This window comes from Pseudomonas sp. GW822-FHT04C11 (assembly GCF_058800905.1).
On sequence record NZ_JBXAMS010000002.1, the window covers coordinates 344,387 to 368,410 of the forward strand.

A 24,024-nucleotide genomic window follows, 5' to 3' on the forward strand; every position below is an offset into this window, starting at 1 on the left:
CTTCACTGCCGACAACACTCCAGCCCGGAACCCGCAATCTAGTCAGCGCCATGGCCGCTGTCTGTCATTATTCGTCAGGCTGATACCCGCTCATGACAGCCAACGCCGCGCGCGTGACAATTTATGTCTAAGCGCTCCCCGGCTTATTGCAAAATCATTAGTGCCAATGTGCCACTATTTCTTGTGCTCTGTGCACGGCCTCTATACTCCAGACATTCGCCAGCGTTCATGGCGCCGGCAGAGAATGACTCAAAGGCGGGGCATGCTATGGAGTGGCCTGGTTTGCATTTCATTACCGAGCTGCCAGAGAGCAGCGGGCAAGTCGTCCTCAATTGCACTCATAACCCCTTTCTGGTGCTACTGGCCTATCTGGTTGCCTGTGCAGCCAGCTTCGCCACGCTGGACATGGCCGAACGCGTCGGTAATGCCGAAAATCCTGCCTCTCAACGGCTCTGGCGCTGGGTCGGTGCCTGCTGCCTGTCGGGCGGTATCTGGGCCATGCACTTCATCAGCATGCTGGCGTTCCAGGCCCCTATCGACATCCATTACGACTTGCCGGCCACCCTGCTTTCCCTGTTGATCGCCTTTATTGCAGCCTTTGTAGCGATGAACACCCTGAGCAATGCTCAACTTAACGTGCGGCAATACGTGCAAACCTCGATTTGCATCGGACTGGGCATCGCCACCATGCATTACGTGGGAATGACGGCAATGCGCTCGAACGCCGTGGCCCACTACCAGCCAATCGTGTTCGGCCTGTCGGTCCTGATTGCCATCGGTGCCAGCGCCATTGCCTTGCTGCTGTCGCATGGTCTGCGCAACGGCGGCGGCATCGCTCATCAAGTACTCAAGTACACCGCCAGCCTGGTACTCGGCGCCGGCATCGTGAGCATGCACTTCACCGGCATGCAGTCCATGAGCCTGGTGTTGCCGACCGGAGTCCCCATGCAACTGTCGGTCGACAACGACCACCTGCAACTGGCGCTGACAATTGCGCTGATCGCGCTGGTGGTCATCGGCAGCAGCATCAGCGCCGCCCTCGCCGACAAAAAACTGCAGCACAAGGACCATGACCTGCGCCGGGTCAACGCGCTGCTCAGTCAACTGGATCAGGCGCGCATGTCGCTGCAACAAGTGGCGCACTACGACCCCCTGACCAACCTGATCAACCGCCGCGGCTTCAATCAGATCTTCGCCGAAAAGCTCATCGAGAAAAGCACCCATGGCGGCATGCTGGCGGTGATGTTTCTGGACATCGATCACTTCAAGCGGATCAACGACAGCCTCGGTCATGACGCCGGTGACGAACTGTTGAAAGTGCTCGCCAGCCACATCAAAAGCTCGACCCGCAGCCACGATGATGTGGTCGCGCGGTTTGGCGGCGATGAGTTCTGCATTCTGATCAACCTGCGTGAGCGCGACGAAGCACGGCACATGGCCCAGCGCATCATGCAAAAGATGAAGGAGCCGATCGAGTTGGCCGGCAGGCGCATGGTCATGACCACCAGCATCGGTATCAGCGTGTTCCCTGACGACGGCAAAACCTGCGAGGAACTGCTGAAACACGCCGACCTGGCGCTGTACCAATCCAAGGGCAACGGCCGAAACGGCCTGCACTTCTTCAGCTCCAACCTGAAAACCAAGGCGACGATGGCGCTGCAGCTCGAAGAAGAACTGCGCAATGCCTTACGCGACGAAGACGGATTGATGCTTTATTACCAGCCGATCTATGACCTCAAAAGCGGCCAGGTCACCAAACTGGAAGCGCTGATTCGCTGGCAGCACCCGATACACGGCTTGCTCGCCCCTGATCGTTTCATCGCGATTGCCGAAGCCAATGGCTTGATCGCCGAACTCGACAACTGGGTGCTGCGCAAAGCCTGCGAAGACCTGAGCGAGCTGTCCAGGCACGGCTGCGAGTCGTTGAAAATCGCCGTGAACTGCTCACCTCTCAATCTCGCTCGCGAAGAGCTCGCCGAAGAAGTCGAAAGTGCGCTGCGAGCAGCCGGCGTCTCACCGCAGAGGCTGGAGCTGGAGGTCACGGAAAACGCACTGATGGGCAATATTGCCAATACGCTGGTGCTACTGCGCAAGATTCGGGCACTGGGAGTTTCGTTGTCGATCGACGACTTCGGCACCGGTTATTCGTCGCTGGCCTACCTCAAGCGCCTGCCGCTGAACACCCTGAAAATCGACCGTTCGTTTATCCAGGACATCCCCAAGGCCACTCAGGACATGGAGATCGTCCAGGCCATTATCGTCATGGCCCACACCCTGCATTTGCAAGTGGTCACCGAGGGGGTCGAAACCCTGGAGCAGTACCAGTTTCTCGAACGTTTCGGTTGCGACTTTGTTCAGGGTTACCTGTTGAGCCGCCCGGTGCCGCTGGCTGAATTACGTCCGGTACTGAACGAGATCAACCAGCGCAGGCAAGCACACGCCATCAATCCTTTGAATCTGGCTCGCGGTATAGATGGATTAGTGTCGCGGGATCTTTTTCCAGATAGCCCTGACCTGCATGCAGACGCATCAACTGCGCGGCCAGTCCACTGATCGGCGTCGCGGAGCCTTGCTCGCGGGAAAACTTCACGGCGCCATCCAGGTCCTTGAGCAGCGTTCGAACATGCCACTTTATGGGTTCGAAACGGCTCTCGGCCATTTGCGGGGCCAGTATCTGCAAGGGTTTAGAGTCGGCAAACCCGCCGCTCAATGCTTCGGCCAACAGGCTCGCATCCACGCCTGAACGTTCAGCCAACGCCACCACTTCAGCGATCACCAACGCATTGCAGGCAACGATCATCTGATTGCAGGCCTTGGTCACTTGCCCTGCGCCGACTGCGCCCATGTGCGTGACCCGTTGGCCAAGACTCGACAACACCAGGCGTACGCGTTCGACATCGGCTGACTCACCACCCACCATGATCGCCAGGCTTGCGGCCTCGGACCCCGCCACACCACCAGACACCGGCGCATCCACCCAGCCCATGCCCGTACGACTGACCAGTTCGGCAGCCATTTCCCGCGTCGCGGTGGGCTCCAGGCTGGAAAAATCCACCAGCAACTGACCGGTTTTCGCACCGGATGCCACGCCCGCCGCACCGAACACGACCTCGCGTACCACCTCGGTATTGGCCAGGCACAACATCACCAGATCGGCGTGCTGACACAGCTCGGCAGGTGTGGCCACTTGTCGCGCTCCGGCCTCGACCAAGGGCGCGCACTTGTCGGGGTTGCGGTTCCAGACGGTCAGTGGATAGCCCGCAGCCAACAAGTTCCGGCACATCGGTAAACCCATCAAGCCGATTCCAGCAAACGCGAGCGAAGGTAACGTAGCCATCAATTTGCCTCTATTTGATTAAAGATCGCCAAATTTTGGCCGATTCATCATGACTCAGGAAAGGATTCCCCCTAGCGACGCTCAGGTAAAGCCCTATCGCTGGGGACAATATCGCGCTGTAAAGTCGCGAGTTCTTTATTCGTGATGGCTTGATGACATCTCGCCACCGAACCAACCAGTCCAGGCACATGGCGCACAATGACTTCTAAAAATAATCCTGCCCCAGCGGTATCCGAACTGACGCTCACCGCCGCCACGGATAAACCCTCAGTCCCGAAGCCATTGACCAGCTCGCGCCCGCTTGCGACCCAGCAGTACCTGTACTTTACCGAGACCAACACCGATCGCATCCTCGACAACCTCGATGGCCTGCGCGATCTGGTGTTCCCCAAGCCGCCGCACCTGGAAGACGCCCACGAACTGCATCAGCAGGAATTCCCCTCGGTGTGCCTGATCGGTCTGGGTCGCTGCGGTTCGAACATTGCGCTGGACGTCGCGGAACTGGTGTACAACGCCCGCAAGTTCTACCTCAACGAGTTCAACAACGAAGACAAGCCCTATGCTGAAAAGGGCTACAGCCCTGCGCAATGGATTCGTAACAACCTCAAACTGGGTGTCGGCAAGGCCACCAAACCGGTGTTCCTGGTCGAACCACTGGTGATGCTCGGCGACCTCGACAAAGACATCGCCGGACGTATCCGTTTCTCGCGCAAGGGCGAAAAAAGCGGCTTCCTGCGCGACTACAGCAAAATGAAGATCATGGACCTCTCGGAAGTCCACGCCGGTGGCGCCGGTAACGCGCCGATCCTCGGCCAGTACCTGGCGAAGATCATCCTGAACAAGGACACCCAGCGTTTCTCCAGCCCCGACTGGAAGATGATCCACTCGTACCTGATCGACAGCTGCGGCATCAAGGCCAACCAGTCGCGCCTGTACTTCTCGATCTTCAGCGCCGGTGGCGGTACCGGTTCGGGCATGGCCTCGGAGTTCGGGCTGGCCCAGCAACACTCGTACATGAACAAGACGTTCGACACCAAACCGGTGGACGAACACGACAGCAAGAGCGGCCACTCCTTCGTTTTCGAGCCGATCTTCACCAGCGGCATTTGTGTACTGCCGAACATTTCCGATCACCGCAGCGAAATGTCTGAAGCGCTGCACATCAACGCCGGTCGCCTGTTGTGCAAGTACCTGTCGGAAGAATGGGATTTCTCGTACAACTTCGCTAACGAAGACAGCAGCGAAGCCAGCGTCATGGGTCGTATCCGCCCATGGAACGCGATGATGCTGATCTCCAACGACATCATGCGTTACGCCGAAGAGAACGATGACGGCAATATCCAGAACATTGATGTCAATGCCATGGAAAAGCACGCCAACCAGTACATCTCGCAGCAGATCTTCAACATTCTGACAGCCCAGGCGGTCACCACTGACTACGATCAGAACTATTTCCGCCGGGCCGGCATCGATATCGGCGAAACCATTCGCCTGGACGCCAATGACCTGTTCATGAGTCTGGCCGGGCCGGTGGCGATTGCCTACGCCGAGTCGGTGGTGCCAGAGCAACCGGCACCGAGCAGCGACAAGTTCAAGGTGTTCGACAAAGAGCCGCAGCGCCTGAACATCGACGACCTGTTCTTCCGCTCCATCGACCTGCCGCACTTCAACAAAGTGACCCAGGCCATCGAAGGCATCAGCCTGTTGCCGATCGAGTCCAAGCGCTATCGCGCGTCGCTGGAGCAATACAAGAACTCGGGTTACGACGCTGCCGCGCTGCATGACCTGCACTTCTTCAAGAATTGCTCGTCGGTGGTGTCGATCGTGTCGCTGCCCAAGGATTACAAGCTGTCCTACATGGACCTGAACCGGTTGAAGACCCACCTCAACAGCCTGTTCCCCAACACCACGCTCAAGCGTTATGCCCTGGTGATCGGCGCCTCGGCCAACCTTTCGCTGACCACCCTGATCGCCAAGAGCCCGTGCCTGTCAGACGATTTCCTGACCTTGATCGTGGCGTTCATCAAGCGCTGCTTTGCCCGCAACCCGTACCGTTTCGACGAAACGCTGGACAATTCGATCCTCGACTTCATCATTCATGAAGACTTCGACGAGGCGAAAATCGACGAGCTGCTCAACGAGTTCGAAAACCCGGCGAAGATCCTCGACACCAACTGGTACGCGATCAAGCCGATGTACGAGAAGAAGTACCGCGAGCTGATCAACGACAAAGACAAATTCGTCTCGATCAACGACATCCGCCTGTCGCGCGATTGCGTGAAAAAGGCCATCAAGTACCTGCGCGAGATCTACCGCCACCGCATTGGCAAGACCAAGGTCATTTCGCTGAATAACCATACGGGCAAGACGGCGTAATGGCGTAGCCCCCTAAAAGATCGCAGCCCGTAGGAGCTGCTGCAGGCTGCGATCCTTTTTTTCAAACAATCAGAAACAATTAAGCAGCCATTCGGCTGCTTATTAAACTGTTCCCGTTACGTTTACGTAACCTTCCCCCCGCCTGCCTGTGGCATTTCTCTACGGCAACCTGCCATCACGCTACTCGGCTACACACTTTTACCCGAACGCCACCAGCACCAAATCGGTGCACCACTTCAGGCCTGCGCCCTTTCCTGGATCAGAATCCACGGCGAAACGACCACTGCCCACAACTCCGGATCACGCTCGAAAAGATCCAGCGCCCGCGTTTCAGAGAGCTTGGCGAGTTTGTCGGCGGCCAGCCAGGCAGCCACTTTCTCGCCTTCGTCCTGGGCAACTGCCTCGGCGGCAGCGATCAAATCCAGGTCGGGATCGACCCACAATAGGGCACCCTTGGCGAAGAACGGTTCGAGTTCCTTCCAGGTAATAGATGCGGTTTCACCAAGCAGCTTGGCATAGAGGGTGCTAGGTTCTTGAGTCATGGGCCCTGTCCGGAATTGAAATCGGCGCAATCATAACGTCGGCGCTCTGGCAGAAAAACCCGGATGCAATAGAGTCATTGATCGAGAACTGCAGGAAAGCAAGGATAGCCGCTGAATCGGGTTACTACGCAGCCAAAATCCCGCCGCAATTCTGTCTTTTTCTTTCAAAAAAGCGACACCCCCAGGAATTGCCCCTGAGCGCCAGCTTTCCAAGCGAACAACCGGCGCTCTACACTGTACCGGTACAGTTGCCGGGGGCATTTCCGGGGGATATCCAAGATATCGATCCGGTTCTGTGGCTCAGGCTGCCAGGACTATAAAAACTACAACAGTAAGAGTGGAGCACTATGAATAAGGCTACTAAGCAGATTTCCAAACTGTTTGCCGCTATGGTTCTGGCCGGGGTTGCCAGCCATTCGTTCGCAGCTGACACCATCAAGATCGGCATCGCCGGCCCTAAAACCGGTCCAGTGACCCAGTACGGTGACATGCAGTTCATCGGCGCTAAAATGGCCATCGAGCAGATCAACGCCAAAGGCGGTGTTGACGGCAAGATGCTCGAAGCCAAGGAATACGATGACGCCTGCGACCCTAAACAGGCCGTTGCCGTTGCCAACAAAGTGGTCAACGACGGCGTCAAGTTCGTGGTCGGCCACCTCTGCTCCAGCTCCACTCAACCGGCTTCGGACATCTACGAAGACGAAGGCGTGATCATGATCACCCCGGCCGCCACCAGCCCGGACATCACTAACCGTGGCTACAAAATGGTGTTCCGCACCATCGGCCTCGACAGCGCCCAAGGCCCTGCCGCCGGTAACTACATCGCCGATCACGTAAAGCCGAAAATCGTTGCCGTTCTGCACGACAAACAGCAATACGGTGAAGGCATCGCCACCGCCGTGAAGAAAACCCTCGAAGGCAAAGGCGTCAAGGTTGCCGTGTTCGAAGGCCTGAACGCCGGCGACAAGGACTTCTCCTCGATCATCCAGAAACTCAAGCAAGCCAACGTCGACTTCGTCTACTACGGCGGCTACCACCCGGAACTGGGCCTGATCCTGCGTCAAGCCAAGGAAAAAGGCCTGAACGCCAAGTTCATGGGGCCAGAAGGCGTCGGCAACGAATCCATCTCGCAGATCGCCCAGGACGCTTCCGAAGGCCTGCTGGTGACCCTGCCGAAGTCTTTCGACCAGGATCCGGCCAACAAGGCACTGGTTGACGCATTCGCCGCCAAGAAACAGGACCCGACCGGCCCGTTCGTGTTCCCGGCCTACTCGGCAGTCGAAGTCATCGCTGAAGGCATCAAGGCAGCGAAGAGCGAAGACACCGCCAAAGTGGCCGCAGCCATTCACGCTGGCACCTTCAAGACTCCGACTGGCGACCTGAGCTACGACGCCAAGGGCGACCTGAAGAACTTCAAGTTCGTGGTTTACCAGTGGCACTTTGGCAAACCTAAAACCGAAGTTTCGCCTCAGTAAGGCGTTGCCTGACTGACTGCCAATAAAGCCCACGGCGTGCCGTGGGCTTTGTTTTACGAGGTAATGGGCCGTGCCTCCGTGATCCGGAAGCCTCCCCACCTGAAAATCTCAAAACCGTCATCAGCGGTTCGCTGGCAAACCTCATGTTCGAAGTGGATGCAGATCCACGGGGCCTGAGCGGGAAAATGACTCCACCAGTGAAATGCGTATCAGGTTTTTAGGAGCGCAGTAATGCCTGAGATCTATCACTTTTTCCAACAGCTGGTTAATGGTCTGACCATTGGCAGCACGTATGCCCTGATCGCCATCGGCTATACGATGGTTTACGGCATCATTGGAATGATCAACTTCGCCCACGGCGAGGTCTACATGATCGGTTCCTACGTGGCCTTCATCGTCCTTGCCGGACTGGCCATGCTGGGTATCCATTCTCTACCGTTGTTGATGACCGCCGCATTCCTGGCGACCATCGTTGTCACCAGTGCCTACGGCTACAGTATCGAACGGATCGCCTACCGCCCTCTGCGGGGCAGTAACCGCCTGATCCCGCTGATCTCGGCCATCGGTATGTCGATCTTCCTGCAAAACACCGTACTGCTCTCGCAGGACTCCAAGGACAAATCGATCCCCAACCTGATTCCGGGCAGCTTCAGCTTTGGTCCAGGCGGGGCACAGGAAGTACTGATCTCCTACATGCAGATCCTGGTATTCGTAGTGACCCTGGTGGTGATGCTCTGCCTGACCACGTTCATTTCGCGTTCACGTCTGGGACGTGCCTGCCGGGCCTGTGCCGAAGACATCAGGATGGCTAACCTGCTGGGCATCAACACCAACAACATCATCGCCCTGACCTTCGTCATCGGTGCTGCCCTGGCAGCCGTGGCGGCTGTACTGCTGAGCATGCAGTACGGCGTGATCAACCCGAACGCCGGATTCCTGGTGGGCCTCAAGGCCTTTACCGCGGCGGTTCTGGGCGGCATCGGGAGCATTCCGGGCGCCATGCTCGGTGGTCTGGTGCTGGGGGTGGCCGAAGCATTCGGCGCCGATATATTCGGTGACCAGTACAAGGACGTGGTGGCTTTCGGCCTTCTGGTTCTGGTGTTGTTATTCCGGCCAACCGGCCTGTTGGGCCGTCCGGAGGTTGAGAAAGTATGATCAGGAATCTTAGACAGGCGCTTTTCAGCGCGCTATTGGTTTGGGCTGTGGCGTACCCGGTACTCGGCCTGAAACTGTCCATCGCCGGCATCAACCTCGAAGTACAGGGTGCCACGACCTCCACGCTGCTGATCATCGCCGCCTGCTCGGTGTTGATGTTCCTGCGCGTGCTGTTCGACCGCGAATACACGGCGGCCATGCGCTCCGTGCCCAAAGGTAAATTGATCCCGGCCAGTGCGAGCAATTTCCTGACCCTGCCCAGCACCCAGCGCTGGGTCATCATGGGGTTGATCGTCATCGCTCTGGTCTGGCCGTTCTTCGGCTCGCGCGGTGCGGTGGATATCGCCACACTGATTCTGATCTATGTGCTGCTCGGTCTGGGCCTGAACATCGTGGTCGGTCTGGCAGGTCTGCTCGACCTGGGCTACGTCGGTTTCTACGCCGTGGGCGCCTACAGCTATGCGCTGCTGTCGCACTACTACGGTCTGAGCTTCTGGATCTGCCTGCCCATCGCCGGCTTGATGGCGGCAACCTTCGGCTTCTTGCTGGGCTTCCCGGTGCTGCGTTTGCGCGGTGACTATCTGGCGATCGTGACCCTGGGCTTCGGTGAGATCATCCGTCTGTTCCTGCGTAACCTGACGGGCCTCACGGGCGGACCGAACGGTATCAGCAACATTCCCAAACCGTCGCTGTTCGGCCTGAGCTTCGAGAGAACGGCCGCCGAAGGCATGCAGACCTTCCACGAGTTCTTCGGCCTGACGTACAACCCGGTCAGCAAGGTGGTTTTCCTCTACCTGGTCGCGCTGCTGCTGGCGCTGTTCGCGCTGTTCGTGATCAACCGTCTGCTGCGCATGCCGATCGGCCGTGCCTGGGAAGCGTTGCGTGAAGACGAAATCGCCTGCCGGGCCCTGGGCCTGAACCCGACCGTGATCAAGCTGTCGGCCTTCACCCTGGGTGCCTGCTTCGCCGGTTTTGCCGGTAGCTTCTTCGCCGCACGTCAAGGACTGGTAACTCCGGAGTCGTTCACCTTCATCGAGTCGGCCACCATCCTCGCCATCGTGGTGCTGGGCGGCATGGGCTCGCAACTGGGCGTGGTCCTCGCGGCCGTCGTGATGATCCTGTTGCCCGAGCTGATGCGTGACTTCAGCGAATACCGCATGTTGATGTTCGGCGCCTTGATGGTGCTGATGATGATCTGGCGTCCTCAAGGTCTGCTGCCCATGCAACGTCCTCACATGGAGCTGCGTAAATGAGCAGAGAGATCCTGAAAGTAGAAGGCCTGAGCATGCGCTTTGGCGGCTTGCTGGCGGTCAATAGCGTTGCCCTGAGCGTGAAAGAGAAACAGGTGGTATCGATGATTGGCCCTAACGGTGCCGGCAAGACCACTGTGTTCAACTGCCTGACCGGTTTCTACAAGCCCACTGCTGGCACTATCCAGCTCAACGGTGAAGCGATCGAAGGCCTGCCCGGCCACAAGATCGCCGGTAAAGGCGTGGTGCGGACGTTCCAGAACGTGCGGTTGTTCAAGGAAATGACCGCCGTGGAAAACCTGCTGATCGCTCAGCACCGGCACCTGAACACCAACTTCCTGGCGGGTCTGTTCAAGACCCCGGCGTTTCGCCGCAGCGAACGCGAGGCCATGGAATACGCCGAGTTCTGGCTCGACAAGGTCAACCTCAAGGAGTTTGCCAACCGTCCGGCCGGTACCCTGGCCTACGGTCAGCAGCGCCGCCTGGAAATCGCCCGTTGCATGATGACCCGTCCAAGCATCCTGATGCTCGACGAACCGGCCGCCGGCCTCAACCCGCGGGAAACCGACGACCTCAAGGCGCTGATCGGCACCCTGCGTGAAGAGCATAACGTCACCGTGCTATTGATCGAACACGACATGAAACTGGTCATGAGCATCTCCGACCACATTTTCGTGATCAACCAGGGCACGCCTCTGGCCAACGGCACGCCGGAACAGATCCGCGACAATCCTGAAGTGATCAAAGCCTACCTGGGGGAAGCGTAAATGCTGCAGTTCGAAAACGTTTCCACCTTCTACGGCAAGATCCAGGCCCTGCACGGCGTCAACGTCGAAGTCCGTCAGGGCGAGATCGTCACGCTGATCGGGGCCAACGGCGCCGGCAAATCCACCCTGCTGATGACCCTGTGCGGTTCGCCGCAAGCCCATAGCGGCAGCATTCGCTACATGGGCGAAGAACTGGTCGGCCAGGACTCCGCGCGAATCATGCGTAAAAGCATCGCCGTGGTCCCGGAAGGTCGTCGGGTGTTTGCCCGTCTGACCGTGGAAGAAAACCTCGCCATGGGCGGTTTCTTCACCGAGAAAGGCGATTACCAGGAGCAAATGGACAAGGTCCTGGGGTTGTTCCCGCGGCTCAAGGAACGCTTCAACCAGCGCGGCGGCACCATGTCGGGTGGTGAGCAGCAGATGCTTGCCATCGGTCGGGCGCTGATGAGCAAACCCAAGCTGCTGCTGCTCGACGAGCCGTCGCTGGGATTGGCGCCGATCATCATCCAGCAGATCTTCGACATCATCGAACAGCTGCGCAAGGATGGTGTGACGGTGTTCCTGGTTGAACAGAATGCTAACCAGGCGTTGAAGGTTGCCGACCGTGCCTATGTGCTGGAAAACGGCCGGGTAGTGATGCAAGGCACCGGTGCAGCCCTGCTGAGCGACCCTAAAGTGCGCGACGCCTACCTGGGCGGCTAAGCACTGCTGCAAAAAAAAACGGCCTGCGGGCCGTTTTTTTTTGCCTTGTAGGAGCACGGCTTACCGGCGATGGCGTTCTCCCGGGCACCATCGCCGGCAAGCCGTGCTCCTACAGGATTGTGTCGTGTACAAAAGTTTTTTCACACGCGCTGTAACGAACTCGAATGACCTTTCTCTAGAGGGGTAAGCAAGCACCAACGCTTACTTGAACCCACCCCTCGTTTGGAGAAACACCATGACTGCTACCACTCGCCCCCTGTCCGCCGCCGCCCTCGCCCTGGCCTTGGGTTCCGCCCTGAGCATCGCGGCTCTGCCGACCACTGCCCACGCCGCAGCCACTGACATGGAAAAATGCTTTGGCGTCGCTATGAAAGGCAAGAACGATTGCGCCGCAGGTGCAGGCACTACCTGCGCGGGCACCTCGAAAATCGACTTCGAGAGCAACCACTTCAAACTGGTGCCAAAAGGCACTTGCGAGAAGACCGCCAGCCCGACCTCACCGACCGGCTTCGGTCAAATGGCCGCCTACAAAGCCAAGTCGTAATCCCTCCTCTGCCTGAGTGTTGATGATGACCACTTCAGCGCTGCACAACGTACATCCTCACACTCAGGCATTGGCGTCCGAGCTCCCGCCCCGCGCGGGGCTGGGGCTCAAGACCGAGCACTTTGGCGCAGTACTCGATACTCGCCCGGACATCGGTTTCTTCGAAGTCCACGCCGAAAACTATATGGTGGCCGGCGGCCCGTTTCATCATTACCTGGGTTTGATCCGCGAGCAGTATCCGCTGTCGCTGCATGGCGTCGGTCTATCGATCGGCGGCGAAGGCCCGCTGAACTCCGAGCACCTTGCCCGGCTCGCCGATCTGATCGAACGCTACCAACCCCAGTCCTTTTCCGAACACCTGGCCTGGTCGAGCCACGGCCCGGTGTTTCTCAATGACCTGCTTCCATTGGCCTATAACGAGTCGACACTGCAGCGTGTCTGCGAGCATATCGACCAGGTCCAGCAGCATCTGAAACGCCCCATGCTGCTGGAAAACCCGGCGACTTACTTACAGTTCCAGCACTCCGGCATGGAAGAAGCCAGCTTCATCACTGACGTCATTCGCCGCACCGGCTGCGGCTTGCTGCTGGATGTGAACAACGTCTACGTCTCTTGCATCAATCATCAGCGCGATCCGCTGGAGTACATCGACGCACTGCCGTTGCATGCCGTGGGCGAGATCCATCTGGCCGGATTTGCCGAAGACACTGACAGCCTCGGCGATCGCCTGCTGATCGACGATCACGGTGCCCCCATCGATAACGCTGTGTGGACGCTGTATACGCAAGTTCTTGAGCGCGTCGGGCCGGTGGCCACGCTGATTGAGCGCGACAATCAGGTGCCGGCATTTTCCGTGCTGCTCGCCGAGGCCCGTCAAGCCGATGAATTGCTGGGTTACACCGAGGTTCGCCGATGAATACTCAAGCCGATTTCGCCGCTGCCCTGCTTGATCCTCGACGGCCCTGCCCTGACGGTTTGTTCAGCGCCAACGGCGCTAACCCGGATAGCCGCTTCGCTGTGTACCGCAACAACGTGCAGAGCTCGTTGATCAACTCCTTGGCCGACAGTTATCCGGTGGTTTCGCAGTTGGTCGGAGAAGAGTTTTTTCGGGCCATGGCCCAGTTCCATGTACGGGATTTTCCGCCGAGCAGTGCGCTGATCAACGACTACGGCAGCGACTTCGCCAGTTTCATCGAGCACTTTGCACCGGCCGCGTCAGTGCCGTACCTCGCAGATGTTGCGCGCCTGGAACGCTTGCGGGTAATGGCCTATCACGCAGCGGATGCCAATGCCGTCGAGCCTGCACAGATTGCTGCTGCGCTGGCTGCTCCCGAAGCGCTCGCACAGCTACACATTCATCTGCATCCCTCAACGTTCACGCTGAGTTCGCCGTACGCCACCGTTGCGCTATGGGCTGCCCACCAGACTGACATACCGCCCCGAAACCTTGAGCCGTATCACCCGCAAAACGCACTGGTGCTGCGCAATGGCCTGGAGGTCGAGGTCTTTGCGATCGATGTCGGCACTGCGACCTTCATCCACAGCCTGCAAAACAACCACCCTCTGGGGCAAGCGGTCGCCGATGCCCTGAACGCTGCACCGGCGTTCGACCCGAGTCAGTGCCTGGCGCTGCTGATCGGCCACAACGCCATCATCCACTTGCAACACGACAAGGTATCGCCATGAACACCCGCACCGAACACCCGAACGCAATCACCCACTTGATCGAACGGATCATCGAACTGTTCGAGAAAATCCCCCACAGCCTGATCGCCTTCGTTGCACGTTTCTCCATTGCCGCGGTGTTCTGGAAGTCCGGGCAAACCAAGGTCGAAGGCCTGGCCATCGACCTGCTCGACGGCACCTTCCAGCTCGGAATTCCGCACCTCGCGGACTCGACCATTCCGTTGTTCCAAAGCGAATACCATGTGCCGCTGCTGTCCCCGGAACAGGCGGCGCACATGGCGGCCTTCGCCGAGCATTTCTTCCCGATGCTGATCCTCGTCGGCTTCGCCACACGTTTTTCGGCCCTGGCGTTACTGGGGATGACGCTGACCATTCAGACCTTTGTCTACCCGGACGCCTACCCGACTCACGGCACCTGGGCGGCCGTTCTGCTGTACCTGATGGCCAGAGGTCCGGGCATGCTATCGATCGATCACCTGATCGCCAAACGTTACGCCGCCAAACGCTAAGCCCGTGTAGCAGCTGCCGAAGGCTGCGTTCGAGTGCGAAGCGCTCGTACATCAGACGACGCGCTCTTTCAGATAAATTGCATGTTCAGGATTTGCGAGGACTTCGTCCTCGGACGCAGCCTCGCTGGCTCGGCAGCTGCTACAGCCGATCCAGTGCTTCGCCGCTGCGCTTGAACCACCTCATCAGGTAATCGGCCAATACCTGCGTGCGCTTGGGCAAGCCGCCCTGATACGGATGCACCAGATACATCGGCATGCTGCGGGTCTGATAGTCGCGTAGCAGCCAGCGCAAACGGCCATCGGCCAGTTCAGCCTGGAGCAAGTAAGAAGGCAGGCGCGCGATCCCCGCATGAGCGAGCGCAGCCTTCTTCAGCAGGTTGTAGTGGTTGCTGGCGAACGGTCCCGAGACCCGCACCCGCAACAGTTCATGTTGCTGGTGATACAACCACTCTTCCCGGCCGCTGTAATGGCTGTTGAGCAGGCAACGATGATCGGCCAGGTCCGCCGGCGTCTGCGGCTCACCAAACTGCTCAAGATAAGCCGGGCTGGCGCAGGTCATCTCGTGCCAGGCCAACAGTGGTTTGGCGACCATTCGCTCGTCGTTGGCCACCTCTGAACGAATCGCCAGATCGAAGCCATCCCGTGACAAGTCGCGGTAACTGTTGTTCAGCTCAAGTTCGATCTGCACGTCGGGGTACTCTCGGGAAAACTCCAGCAGCAACCCATCGAAAAAAGTCTCCCCCAACGACACCGGGACCGTCATCCGAATCGGCCCTGCCATGTCGTCCTTCAAGCGTGCCAGGGCCTGTCGCGCCCGCTCTACCTGAATCACCAGCGCCTGCGCTTGCGGCAACAACGCCGCACCGGCAGCCGTCAGGCTCAAACGCCGTGTGGTTCGCTGCAACAGCACTACGCTGAAACGTGTTTCCAGCTGACTGATGCGCTTGGACAACTGCCCCTTGCTACACCCCAGTTGCTGCGCTGCCAGCGTGAAACTGCCGGCCTCGATCAACACTGCAAACGCCGCCAGATCATCCATTTCGCTCATGGATTGTTTCCATTTGAAAACCAAAGGTTGCCCATTAGCACGCTTATCAATAAAAAAAACCACACTAAACTGAAACCACATTCACCCACTTGAGGATTCGCACGATGAAAATTCTTTTGATTGGAGCCTCCGGCACTGTCGGCTCGGCCATTGACCGGGAACTGTCCCAGCGCCACAAAATCATTCGTATCGGTCGCAAGAGTGGTGACTTCCAGGTCGATATCAGTGACAGCGCCTCGATCCACAAGCTGTTCGAACAGACCGGCAAATTCGATGCACTGATCTGCGCCGCCGGCAGCGTCAACTTCGTACCGCTGGCGAACATGACTGAAAAAGACTTCGAACTGGGCTTGCGAGACAAGCTGATGGGCCAGGTCAATCTGCTGTTGATCGGCCGGGATTTCGCCAACGACGGTGCGTCGTTCACCTTCACCACCGGCATTCTCAGCCACGATCCGATTCGTACCGGCAGCTCGGCGTCGATGGTCAACGGCGCCCTGGACAGTTTTGTTAAAGCGGCGGCTATCGAATTGCCACGCGGTCTGCGGATCAACTCGGTCAGCCCTAACGTACTGGTTGAAGCCATGGGCAGCTACGCACCGTACTTCCGCGGATTCAAACCGGTCCCAGCCGCCGATGTGGCGCTGGCCTACGCGAAAAGTGTGGAAGGCCTGCAGACTGGCCAGATCTACAACGTCGGCTGAGAGCAAGGCGTTTTACAGGAGGGCAGGTGCACTGCAGGGTTGTGATGAGCGGTCAGCCTGAGTAACGTGGCGGCACTTGTCTGGAGACCCAACGATGCGTGCTGCCCGTTCCCTGATGTTTGTCGCCCTGCTTCCTGTATTCGCCGGTTGCCAGTTGCTGCAGAGCCAGCCTGAGAAACCGTCCATGGCGGGCCTGTCCCGCATGCAGGGCGAACTCAGCATGGCCAACGGCAAGCTGATGTTTCAGCCGTGCCAGGAAAACAAGCTGTATGTCGTTAATGACACCGGCAGCACCAGCATCCTGCAGGAAGCTGCAACGCTGGCGGGCGCGCAGCACAAGATTTTCGCTGACGTGCGCGGCCGGGTTGCCACTGGCAAATCAGCTGATGCGGGTGCCCAGTTCGACGTGCAGCAGCTATACCGCGTCGAACGCTCGAGCGCGGCCTGTGAAGACCCCAACTTCCAGCGGCTGATCCTGCGTGCCAGCGGCACTACGCCCGACTGGAACGTCAAGGTCAACACCAAGGGCATGGTGATCGAGCGCGCCGGCCAGCCAGCGTTGGCCTTGCCGTTTCTGGAAGAACAACTCGGTGACGGGCGTTTCAGCCTCAGTAGCGAAGCCAATGACCAACACGTTGAACTCTGGATCGCACCACAACGCTGCGTCGACAGCACCCGTGGCAGCGTTCAATTCATGAGCGCCGAGTTGCGGGTCAACGGCCAGGTACAACGTGGCTGCGCGTATTTCGGCGGCTCGCGTAACGACTGATTCGACAGGATGCTGTTTTAGCCTCACCGGAACGGGCCGTTGAGGCTTATAATCGCCGGTTTGTGAAACGCCTTTGGCGCAGTTGTGCGCCCCCGCGAACCGGACCCCGTCATGTTACGAATCACCGAACTCAAGTTGCCGATCGACCATCCCGAAGAAGACCTGCGGCCAGCCATCGTGCAGCGCCTGGGCATCGCCAGTGATGACCTGCTCGATTTCACCTTGTTCAAGCGCAGCTACGACGCGCGCAAAAAATCTTCCGAACTGTGCTTCATCTACACCATCGACCTTAGCGTGCGCGATGAGGCGAAATTGCTGCACAAATTCGCCGATGACCGTAACGTCAATGCGGCGCCGGATGTCAGCTACAAGGTCGTTGGCCAGGCTCCGCAGGATCTGAGCCAACGGCCGATCGTGGTCGGTTTCGGCCCGTGCGGGATTTTCGCCGGGCTGCTGCTGGCGCAGATGGGCTTCAAGCCGATCATTCTTGAGCGCGGCACAGAAGTGCGTCAGCGCACCAAGGACACCTGGGGTCTGTGGCGCAAAAGCGTGCTGAATCCCGAGTCCAACGTGCAATTCGGTGAAGGCGGCGCGGGGACATTCTCTGACGGCAAGCTGTACAGCCAGATCAAGGATCCCAAGCACCATGGCCGCAAAGTCCTGCACGAATTCGTCAAGGCCGGCGCACCGGAAGAGATCCTCTACGTCAGCAAACCGCACATCGGTACGTTCCGTCTGACGGGCGTCGTCGAAAACATGCGTGAGCAGATTCGCGCGCTGGGCGGTGAAGTACGCTTCCAGCAAAAAGTCACTGACGTGCTGATCGAAGACGGCCAGTTGACCGGTATCGAGCTCGCCAGCGGTGAACAGATCCACTCGAAACACGTGATTCTTGCCCTCGGCCACAGCGCCCGTGACACCTTCCGCATGCTCCACGGTCGTGGCGTGTTCATGGAAGCCAAGCCGTTTTCGGTAGGTTTCCGTATCGAACACCCGCAATCGCTGATCGACAGCGCGCGCCTGGGCAAATACGCCGGTCACCCGAAACTCGGTGCCGCCGACTACAAACTGGTGCACCACGCCAAGAACGGTCGTTCGGTCTACAGCTTCTGCATGTGCCCGGGCGGCACCGTGGTGGCGGCGACTTCCGAGCCGAATCGCGTGGTGACCAACGGCATGAGCCAGTATTCGCGTAACGAACGTAATGCGAACTCCGGGATTGTTGTGGGCATCACCCCGGAAGTCGACTATCCGGGCGGCCCATTGGCCGGGATCGAGTTGCAGGAGCGTCTGGAGTCCCACGCCTTTGTGCTGGGTGGCAGCAACTACGAAGCACCGGCGCAACTGGTCGGCGATTTCATCGCAGGCAAGCCGTCGACGGCGCTGGGCAGCGTCGAACCCTCCTACAAACCCGGGGTTGCACTGGGCGATCTGGCGCTGGCGTTGCCGGCGTTTGCCATCGACGCCATTCGTGAAGCCTTACCGGCCTTCGAGAAGCAGATTCGCGGCTACTCGCTGCACGACGCGGTGCTGACCGGGATTGAAACCCGCACCTCTTCGCCACTGCGGATCACCCGTAACGAGTCGATGCAGAGCCTGAACGTCAAAGGCCTGTTCCCGGCCGGTGAAGGCGCCGGTTATGCCGGTGGGATCCTGTCGGCGGGTGTCGATGGTATTCGCATTGCCGAAGCGGTGGCGCGGGATATTCTCGGCATCGAGGCCTGACCGAAACCCTGTAGGAGCAAGGCTTGCCCGCGATGAACGATAATGCGGTCTTTCGGGAAGACCGCGTCAACTTCATCGCGGGCAAGCCTTGCTCCTACGGGGACAGTGCCTGGTTTTAGATACCGGCGCGCAACACGCTGGTCGGCAGCGGCTCACCGCGCTCGGCACTGCCCACAACGGCCGCGATCAGTCCACTCAGCTCATACCCCTGAGCCTTCAGCCAGTCCTGATCGTAATAGGTGGTCGCGTAACGTTCGCCGCCATCACACAGAATCGCCACGATCGAGCCACTCTCCCCCGCTGCCACCATCTGCTGCCCCGCCATCAAGGCGCCGATCAGGTTGGTCCCGCTCGAGCCTCCCACATGCCGGCCCAGACGCTGCGCCAAATAATGCATGGCCGCCAGCGACAACGCATCCGGCACCTTGACCATCGCATCGATGACCTTAGGCAAGAACGACGCCTCAACCCGTGGCCGGCCAATGCCTTCGATCCGCGAACCGCAATCCAGACGCAAGCTCGCGTCGCCGGTCTGGTAGTACTCGAAGAACACCGAACGCTCGGCATCGGCACACAACACGCGGGTGCAATGCTGGCGATAACGCACGTAGCGCCCCAGAGTGGCCGTCGTACCGCCGGTGCCAGGGCTGGAAATCAGCCAGCTCGGTTCAGGATGACGTTCGAAACGCATCTGCTGAAAAATCGACTCGGCAATGTTGTTGTTGGCTCGCCAGTCAGTGGCACGCTCGGCATAGGTGAACTGGTCGATGAAATGGCCGTCGTGTTCCCGGGCCAAGCGCTCGGACTCGGCGTAGATCTGTGTCGGATCCTGCACCAGATGGCTTTTGCCACCGTAGAACTCGATTTGCGCAATTTTTTCCCGGGAGGTCGTGGCCGGCATCACGGCAATGAACGGCAAACCGAGCAAGCGCGCGAAATACGCCTCGGAGATCGCCGTCGAACCGCTGGACGCCTCGATCACCGGTGCTCCCGGCTTGAGCCAGCCGTTACACAGCGCATAAAGGAACAGTGAGCGCGCCAACCGATGCTTGAGGCTACCGGTGGGGTGACTGGACTCATCCTTGAAATACAACTCGATGCCCGGCAATCCCGGCAGTGGCAAAGGGATCAGGTGCGTATCGGCGCTGCGCTGGAAGTCGGCTTCGATGATCCGGATGGCTTCGCGAGCCCACTGACGGTTGTCGCTCATGGTCTTTTTCTCATTGAATCGAATAGGCGTAAGGAAACCTGGCGGTGACAACAGGCAATGGATTGACCTTGTCGGAAGGCTCAATCAACAAGCTTAGGAAAAAACCCACATAACGCACAGGTACAGCTGAGGCCCAATACGCCAACCAACTGCTAGGCTCAGGCCGGGTCCGGGAGACATCGTTGTAATGGCATATAACAAAAAAGAATATAACTTTTGTTTTAACAACTAACCGTACGGGTTAGGGTGGTCCACCTTTTGAATCGATAGATGGAGAGCGACCTTGCCTCTGCGTAGCACTTTCACGCGTTTCTTTCAGTTGGAAGCTGCCAGCGGTCTGTTATTGATTGCCGCTGCAGCTCTTGCCCTGATCATCAACAACTCACCGCTGTCCTGGCTCTACAACGGCCTGCTGGACACTCCCGTAGTCGCCCAGATCGGCGCCCTGAAAATCGCCAAGCCGCTGTTGTTATGGATCAACGACGGCCTGATGGCGATGTTCTTCCTGTTGATCGGCCTTGAGGTCAAACGCGAAATCCTTGAAGGCCATCTGTCCAAACCGTCGCAGATCGTCCTGCCGGGCGCAGCGGCCATCGGCGGCATGGTCGTGCCGGCGCTGATCTACTGGTTCCTCAACAAAGACAACCCGTCAGCCCTGGGTGGTTGGGCGATCCCGATGGCCACTGATATCGCCTTCGCCCTCGGTGTGCTCGCCTTGCTGGGCAAGCGTGTGCCGGTCTCGCTGAAACTGTTTTTGATGACCCTGGCGATCATTGATGACCTGGGTGCAATCATCGTCATCGCGATCTTCTACTCCGGCGCATTGTCGACGCTGTCGTTGATGCTGGCCGCAGCCTGTCTGGTAGCGCTGGTGGCGATGAATCGGCTAGGCGTGGTCAAGCTCGGCCCCTACATGATCATTGGCCTGATTCTATGGGTGTGTGTACTCAAGAGCGGTGTCCACGCCACGCTGGCCGGTGTGACCCTGGCGTTCTGCATTCCGCTACGCACCAAAAACGCTGAACCGTCACCGTTGCTGAGCCTGGAGCACGCGCTGCACCCTTGGGTGGCCTTCGGTATCCTGCCGTTGTTCGCTTTCGCCAATGCCGGTGTTTCACTGGCTGGCGTTAACCTTGAGAGCTTCACCCACCACGTACCGATGGGCATTGCTGCCGGTTTGCTGCTGGGCAAGACCGTTGGCGTCTTCGGCCTGACCTGGCTCGCCGTGAAGATAGGCATCGCAGCCCTCCCCGCTGGCGCCAATTGGGGCCAGGTACTCGGCGTGGCAATCCTCTGCGGTATCGGTTTCACCATGAGTCTGTTTGTCGGTTCCCTGGCCTTTGTGCCGGGCAGCAGCGAATACGCCGGCATGGACCGCATGGGCATTCTCACTGGGTCGATCCTCGCCGCATTGATCGGTTATGCGGTGACCGCCGCGGCCAGTCGCAAGCGCATCAATAGTGCGCCCTGAATAGCCGGATTTATTACCGAGTTCACACAGCCGAGGTGTGCTGTAGTGGTCTAACAAAACAATCAGCCAAAAACACAAAACCCCGACCAGTTACCTGATCGGGGTTTTGTTTTAACCGCGTAAAACTTAGTGCGAAACGCGGCTGGTGCCACCGACGGTGGAGATACGCACGCGTTCACCAACGCGGAATACTTCGTTTGGCTGAACTTCCTGAACGTAGGCGCGCATGCTGCCGTCGTCTTCGCGAACGGTGATTTCCACGCCTTGGGTACGGGTCGCGCCTTCTTCGATGGCAGAACCCGCCAGACCGCCAGCCACAGCACCGATCACCGCAGCGACGATGCTGCCTTTGCCACCACCCACGGAGCTGCCGGCAACGCCGCCAACGGCCGCACCGGCTACGCTGCCGATCGGGGTTTTAGTGCCTTCGATTTTCACCGGACGCAGGGACTCGATGGTACCCATACGGATCGTCTGCACCCGACGTGCTTCGTCACGGGAGTAGGAGTCACCGGTCAGGCTCGATTGGCAACCGGTGAGCAGCATCGCCATCGTAGAAAAAGAAGCAACCAGCAAAACAGACTTACGCATAGCATCAACTCCAAAGGACAGGTATTCATTAAACTCCGCAGCTTGACGCCTGTCACGGCACTGCCCGGATAAAATTGGTTTCATTCAGGTGCAGTACAGTCGCACTTGAGAACTCATCACACAGTAGCGCCAAATTCCAGAATCTGCGCCATTGCACCAAGGATTTCCATGGATTACTTCATCATTGTCGCCACCACCGTTGCCGGACTGTACTTCCATTGGTGGCTGTACGTGCGGATCAAACGCTGGATGGACCGTGATCTGGCGCTGGCACTTGCCGGCAATGACGAGCGGAAAAAGGCGTTCATGCTGCAACAATTGGCTATTGCCCGGCAGCAGAATATCAAACGTCGGGACCTGCCACAGTGGCTGGAGGCGGCGGCTGCCACCTACCCCACTGTGTAGCCGGTTTACGGTGCCAGGCGCTCGCGACTCCAGTCCGCGCCTTGCAGACGATAGTTCAGACGGTCATGCAAACGACTCGCCCGACCCTGCCAGAACTCGATGCGTTCTGGCAACAAACGATAGCCGCCCCAATGTTCCGGGCAATGCGGCTGGCTATCGCTGAAGCGCTGTTCAGTGACTTTGAGCAGCCCTTCCAGCTCGGCACGATCGGCAATCACCTGACTCTGCGGAGACGCCCAGGCCCCCAGGCGACTGCCCAGCGGCCGTACCTGGAAATAGGCATCGGACTCCTGCGGCGTGACCTTCACCACTCGACCCTCGATACGCACCTGGCGCTCCAGGGTCGGCCAGAAGAAGGTCATGGCAGCAAACGGATTGCCCGCCAGCTGCTGACCCTTGGCACTGTCGTAGTTGGTGAAGAAGGTAAACCCCTGATCATCAAGCCCCTTGAGCAACAGGATTCGGCAATGCGGGCGACCGTCCTGATCAACCGTGGCCAGGGTCATGGCATTCGCCTCGACCGGAGGTTGCTCGGTATTTACCGCCTCGGCAAACCACTGATGAAACAGCGCGAATGGCTCGGCCGGGGCCTGAGCCTCGGTCAAACCATCGCGAGTGTAGTCACGACGCATATCAGCCAAAGTCCGGGGCATAGCGTTTTCCTTGTGCTTGATCAGTCAGTTGCTGGCCGATTACTGGCCGCTGGTGCTTTTTGCCGCTGTATCCGCTTTGGCTGCAGCTGCTGGCTTCTTGGCCGGCTGTTTTTTGGCCGGAGCTTTCTTCGCCGGAGCCTTTTTCGAGACAGCGCCTTTCTTCTTCGACGTTGCTTTTTTCGTGGCCACGGCTGGTGCTGCGGGCTTGACGGGCTGCGCTGCAACCATTTCCACCGGTGGTGGGGTCGGCTGGCTGTATTTGTTCAGCAATGCCAGCATGGTGGTGCGCTGGGTCAGCATGATTTCCACGCGACGGTTCAAGGCACGGCCCTGGGCGCTGTCATTGGCGGCGCGCGGCATCAAGCTGCCCATGCCACGCAACATCAGACGATCACGCTTCAAGCCACTGAGGCTGAAGATCGACGCAACGGAAGTCGCACGGTCCTTGCTCAGTTGTTGAGCGTCGGAAGTTGTGCCCACAGCGTCGCCGTGGCCAAGTACCAGGACGGCAGCCTGGGTATCGGGCTCAACCAGCTTGGCGATCTTGGTGAACTGCCCCAGGGACGACGGCAGCAGCATGGCTGGACGTTTCGGGTTGAAAGAGTCATCCACTGGCACTACGACCACCAGCACGTTCTCACGACGTTCAACCTGCATATGGCCGTCCTGGACCGCAGACCGCAAGCGTGGCTCGTAGCTGTCCAGCCAGGCCTGGGTGATTTTCGGATCAGGCATCGGCACATCTTTGATGTCGGCCTTGGTGATGGCTTTTGGCTGGTCGCCGAACGGCCACCACCATTTGCTTTCGCTATCGGCCTTGGCTGCTGCGGCAGCTGAAGAACCTGGAACTGCAGCCGGGGTGGTTGGCGCGGCAGCACTTGCAGTCGATTTGGCCTTCGCGGCTGCAGCGTCTTCAGCGGCCTTCGCGTCCGGTTTGGCAGCGGCTTTGTCCGAACCGGAACCGAATGACCACCAGTGGGCCCCGTCTGCATCATTTTGTGGGGTTTGCGCGCAACCGGTAATGCTGAGACACAGTGCCAAGGCTAGAGATTTGTTCAGTGACATGGGGATATCCACAAAATGAGATAAGAAGCTGTGGGCCGCT

The 24,024-nt window shown here is 58.8% G+C and carries 23 protein-coding genes; 16 read left to right on the top strand and 7 right to left on the bottom strand.

Annotated elements, in window-relative coordinates; all coding sequences use genetic code 11:
* The first annotated feature begins 267 nt into the window (after nucleotides 1-267).
* The gene (locus tag AC1RJ3_RS04375; protein WP_493077627.1) at nucleotides 268-2,553 is read left to right on the top strand and encodes a putative bifunctional diguanylate cyclase/phosphodiesterase; all 2,286 of its coding nucleotides are present in this window, start codon (nucleotides 268-270) and stop codon (nucleotides 2,551-2,553) included.
* Here the strand turns inward: AC1RJ3_RS04375 and AC1RJ3_RS04380 are convergent.
* On the bottom strand, nucleotides 2,444-3,340 hold the full coding sequence (locus AC1RJ3_RS04380) for an NAD(P)-dependent oxidoreductase (protein ID WP_493077629.1): 897 nt from the start codon (nucleotides 3,338-3,340) through the stop codon (nucleotides 2,444-2,446). The genes AC1RJ3_RS04375 and AC1RJ3_RS04380 overlap by 110 nt on opposite strands.
* Before the next feature lie 195 nt (nucleotides 3,341-3,535).
* Between AC1RJ3_RS04380 and AC1RJ3_RS04385 the strand changes: the two genes are divergently transcribed.
* The gene (locus tag AC1RJ3_RS04385; protein WP_054596021.1) at nucleotides 3,536-5,713 is read left to right on the top strand and encodes a hypothetical protein; all 2,178 of its coding nucleotides are present in this window, start codon (nucleotides 3,536-3,538) and stop codon (nucleotides 5,711-5,713) included.
* Between the two features lie 236 nt (nucleotides 5,714-5,949).
* Here AC1RJ3_RS04385 and AC1RJ3_RS04390 read toward each other — a convergent pair whose 3' ends face one another.
* Nucleotides 5,950-6,255: a DUF2288 domain-containing protein gene (locus AC1RJ3_RS04390; RefSeq protein WP_103315445.1), complete on the bottom strand. Its 306-nt coding sequence runs from the start codon at nucleotides 6,253-6,255 to the stop codon at nucleotides 5,950-5,952.
* Between the two features lie 347 nt (nucleotides 6,256-6,602).
* On the opposite strand from AC1RJ3_RS04390, the gene AC1RJ3_RS04395 reads away from it, so the two are divergent.
* The 9 genes from AC1RJ3_RS04395 to AC1RJ3_RS04435 all read left to right on the top strand — a co-directional run bounded on the left by AC1RJ3_RS04395 (nucleotide 6,603) and on the right by AC1RJ3_RS04435 (nucleotide 14,343).
* The gene (locus tag AC1RJ3_RS04395) at nucleotides 6,603-7,730 is read left to right on the top strand and encodes a branched-chain amino acid ABC transporter substrate-binding protein (protein ID WP_054596019.1); all 1,128 of its coding nucleotides are present in this window, start codon (nucleotides 6,603-6,605) and stop codon (nucleotides 7,728-7,730) included.
* 231 nt (nucleotides 7,731-7,961) lie between these two features.
* The gene (gene livH / locus AC1RJ3_RS04400) at nucleotides 7,962-8,885 is read left to right on the top strand and encodes a high-affinity branched-chain amino acid ABC transporter permease LivH (protein ID WP_019692183.1); all 924 of its coding nucleotides are present in this window, start codon (nucleotides 7,962-7,964) and stop codon (nucleotides 8,883-8,885) included.
* Nucleotides 8,882-10,138, top strand: a complete 1,257-nt coding sequence (locus tag AC1RJ3_RS04405; RefSeq protein WP_054596018.1) for a high-affinity branched-chain amino acid ABC transporter permease LivM — start codon at nucleotides 8,882-8,884, stop codon at nucleotides 10,136-10,138. The genes livH and AC1RJ3_RS04405 overlap by 4 nt, the downstream gene beginning before the upstream one ends.
* Nucleotides 10,135-10,902: a high-affinity branched-chain amino acid ABC transporter ATP-binding protein LivG gene (livG, locus tag AC1RJ3_RS04410; protein WP_054596017.1), complete on the top strand. Its 768-nt coding sequence runs from the start codon at nucleotides 10,135-10,137 to the stop codon at nucleotides 10,900-10,902. Before AC1RJ3_RS04405 ends, livG begins: the two co-directional genes overlap by 4 nt.
* On the top strand, nucleotides 10,903-11,604 hold the full coding sequence (locus AC1RJ3_RS04415; protein WP_054596016.1) for an ABC transporter ATP-binding protein: 702 nt from the start codon (nucleotides 10,903-10,905) through the stop codon (nucleotides 11,602-11,604). It abuts the gene before it with no gap.
* 235 nt (nucleotides 11,605-11,839) lie between these two features.
* Nucleotides 11,840-12,148 carry a BufA1 family periplasmic bufferin-type metallophore gene (locus AC1RJ3_RS04420; RefSeq protein WP_493077633.1) on the top strand — a complete coding sequence of 103 codons (309 nt, stop codon included), beginning with the start codon at nucleotides 11,840-11,842 and terminating at the stop codon, nucleotides 12,146-12,148.
* A 22-nt stretch (nucleotides 12,149-12,170) separates the two neighbouring features.
* Nucleotides 12,171-13,064 carry an MNIO family bufferin maturase gene (gene bufB, locus AC1RJ3_RS04425; protein WP_493077635.1) on the top strand — a complete coding sequence of 298 codons (894 nt, stop codon included), beginning with the start codon at nucleotides 12,171-12,173 and terminating at the stop codon, nucleotides 13,062-13,064.
* Complete coding sequence (locus tag AC1RJ3_RS04430; RefSeq protein ID WP_493077637.1) at nucleotides 13,061-13,834, top strand: HvfC/BufC family peptide modification chaperone; 774 nt, start codon at nucleotides 13,061-13,063, stop codon at nucleotides 13,832-13,834. Before bufB ends, AC1RJ3_RS04430 begins: the two co-directional genes overlap by 4 nt.
* A complete protein-coding gene (locus AC1RJ3_RS04435; RefSeq protein WP_493077639.1) occupies nucleotides 13,831-14,343 on the top strand; it encodes a DoxX family protein in 513 nt (170 codons plus the stop codon). Before AC1RJ3_RS04430 ends, AC1RJ3_RS04435 begins: the two co-directional genes overlap by 4 nt.
* A gap of 139 nt (nucleotides 14,344-14,482) precedes the next feature.
* Here AC1RJ3_RS04435 and AC1RJ3_RS04440 read toward each other — a convergent pair whose 3' ends face one another.
* On the bottom strand, nucleotides 14,483-15,391 hold the full coding sequence (locus AC1RJ3_RS04440; protein ID WP_054596011.1) for a LysR family transcriptional regulator: 909 nt from the start codon (nucleotides 15,389-15,391) through the stop codon (nucleotides 14,483-14,485).
* A 104-nt stretch (nucleotides 15,392-15,495) separates the two neighbouring features.
* On the opposite strand from AC1RJ3_RS04440, the gene AC1RJ3_RS04445 reads away from it, so the two are divergent.
* The 3 genes from AC1RJ3_RS04445 (at nucleotide 15,496) to AC1RJ3_RS04455 (ending at nucleotide 18,589) form a co-directional block, all read left to right on the top strand.
* Nucleotides 15,496-16,095 carry a short chain dehydrogenase gene (locus tag AC1RJ3_RS04445; RefSeq protein ID WP_216740960.1) on the top strand — a complete coding sequence of 200 codons (600 nt, stop codon included), beginning with the start codon at nucleotides 15,496-15,498 and terminating at the stop codon, nucleotides 16,093-16,095.
* 94 nt (nucleotides 16,096-16,189) lie between these two features.
* Complete coding sequence (locus tag AC1RJ3_RS04450; protein ID WP_103315448.1) at nucleotides 16,190-16,864, top strand: COG3650 family protein; 675 nt, start codon at nucleotides 16,190-16,192, stop codon at nucleotides 16,862-16,864.
* A gap of 111 nt (nucleotides 16,865-16,975) precedes the next feature.
* Nucleotides 16,976-18,589 (top strand): NAD(P)/FAD-dependent oxidoreductase, encoded by a 1,614-nt coding sequence (locus AC1RJ3_RS04455; RefSeq protein WP_103315449.1) that lies wholly within the window; start codon nucleotides 16,976-16,978, stop codon nucleotides 18,587-18,589.
* A 115-nt stretch (nucleotides 18,590-18,704) separates the two neighbouring features.
* Here AC1RJ3_RS04455 and AC1RJ3_RS04460 read toward each other — a convergent pair whose 3' ends face one another.
* On the bottom strand, nucleotides 18,705-19,799 hold the full coding sequence (locus AC1RJ3_RS04460) for a PLP-dependent cysteine synthase family protein (RefSeq protein WP_054596007.1): 1,095 nt from the start codon (nucleotides 19,797-19,799) through the stop codon (nucleotides 18,705-18,707).
* A 283-nt stretch (nucleotides 19,800-20,082) separates the two neighbouring features.
* Here AC1RJ3_RS04460 and nhaA point away from each other — a divergent pair, with 283 nt between their 5' ends.
* Nucleotides 20,083-21,270, top strand: a complete 1,188-nt coding sequence (gene nhaA / locus AC1RJ3_RS04465) for a Na+/H+ antiporter NhaA (protein WP_493077642.1) — start codon at nucleotides 20,083-20,085, stop codon at nucleotides 21,268-21,270.
* A 126-nt stretch (nucleotides 21,271-21,396) separates the two neighbouring features.
* On the opposite strand, the gene AC1RJ3_RS04470 is transcribed toward nhaA, so the two are convergent.
* Complete coding sequence (locus AC1RJ3_RS04470) at nucleotides 21,397-21,861, bottom strand: outer membrane lipoprotein (protein ID WP_054596005.1); 465 nt, start codon at nucleotides 21,859-21,861, stop codon at nucleotides 21,397-21,399.
* Between the two features lie 168 nt (nucleotides 21,862-22,029).
* Here AC1RJ3_RS04470 and AC1RJ3_RS04475 point away from each other — a divergent pair, with 168 nt between their 5' ends.
* Entirely contained in the window at nucleotides 22,030-22,266 is a 237-nt protein-coding gene (locus AC1RJ3_RS04475) for a hypothetical protein (RefSeq protein ID WP_054596004.1), read from the top strand.
* Nucleotides 22,267-22,271: 5 nt separating this feature from the next.
* Here AC1RJ3_RS04475 and pdxH read toward each other — a convergent pair whose 3' ends face one another.
* Nucleotides 22,272-22,919, bottom strand: coding sequence for a pyridoxamine 5'-phosphate oxidase (gene pdxH, locus AC1RJ3_RS04480; RefSeq protein ID WP_054596003.1), 648 nt, complete (start codon nucleotides 22,917-22,919; stop codon nucleotides 22,272-22,274).
* 39 nt (nucleotides 22,920-22,958) lie between these two features.
* The gene (locus tag AC1RJ3_RS04485) at nucleotides 22,959-23,984 is read right to left on the bottom strand and encodes an OmpA family protein (RefSeq protein ID WP_054596002.1); all 1,026 of its coding nucleotides are present in this window, start codon (nucleotides 23,982-23,984) and stop codon (nucleotides 22,959-22,961) included.
* Nucleotides 23,985-24,024: the final 40 nt, after the last annotated feature.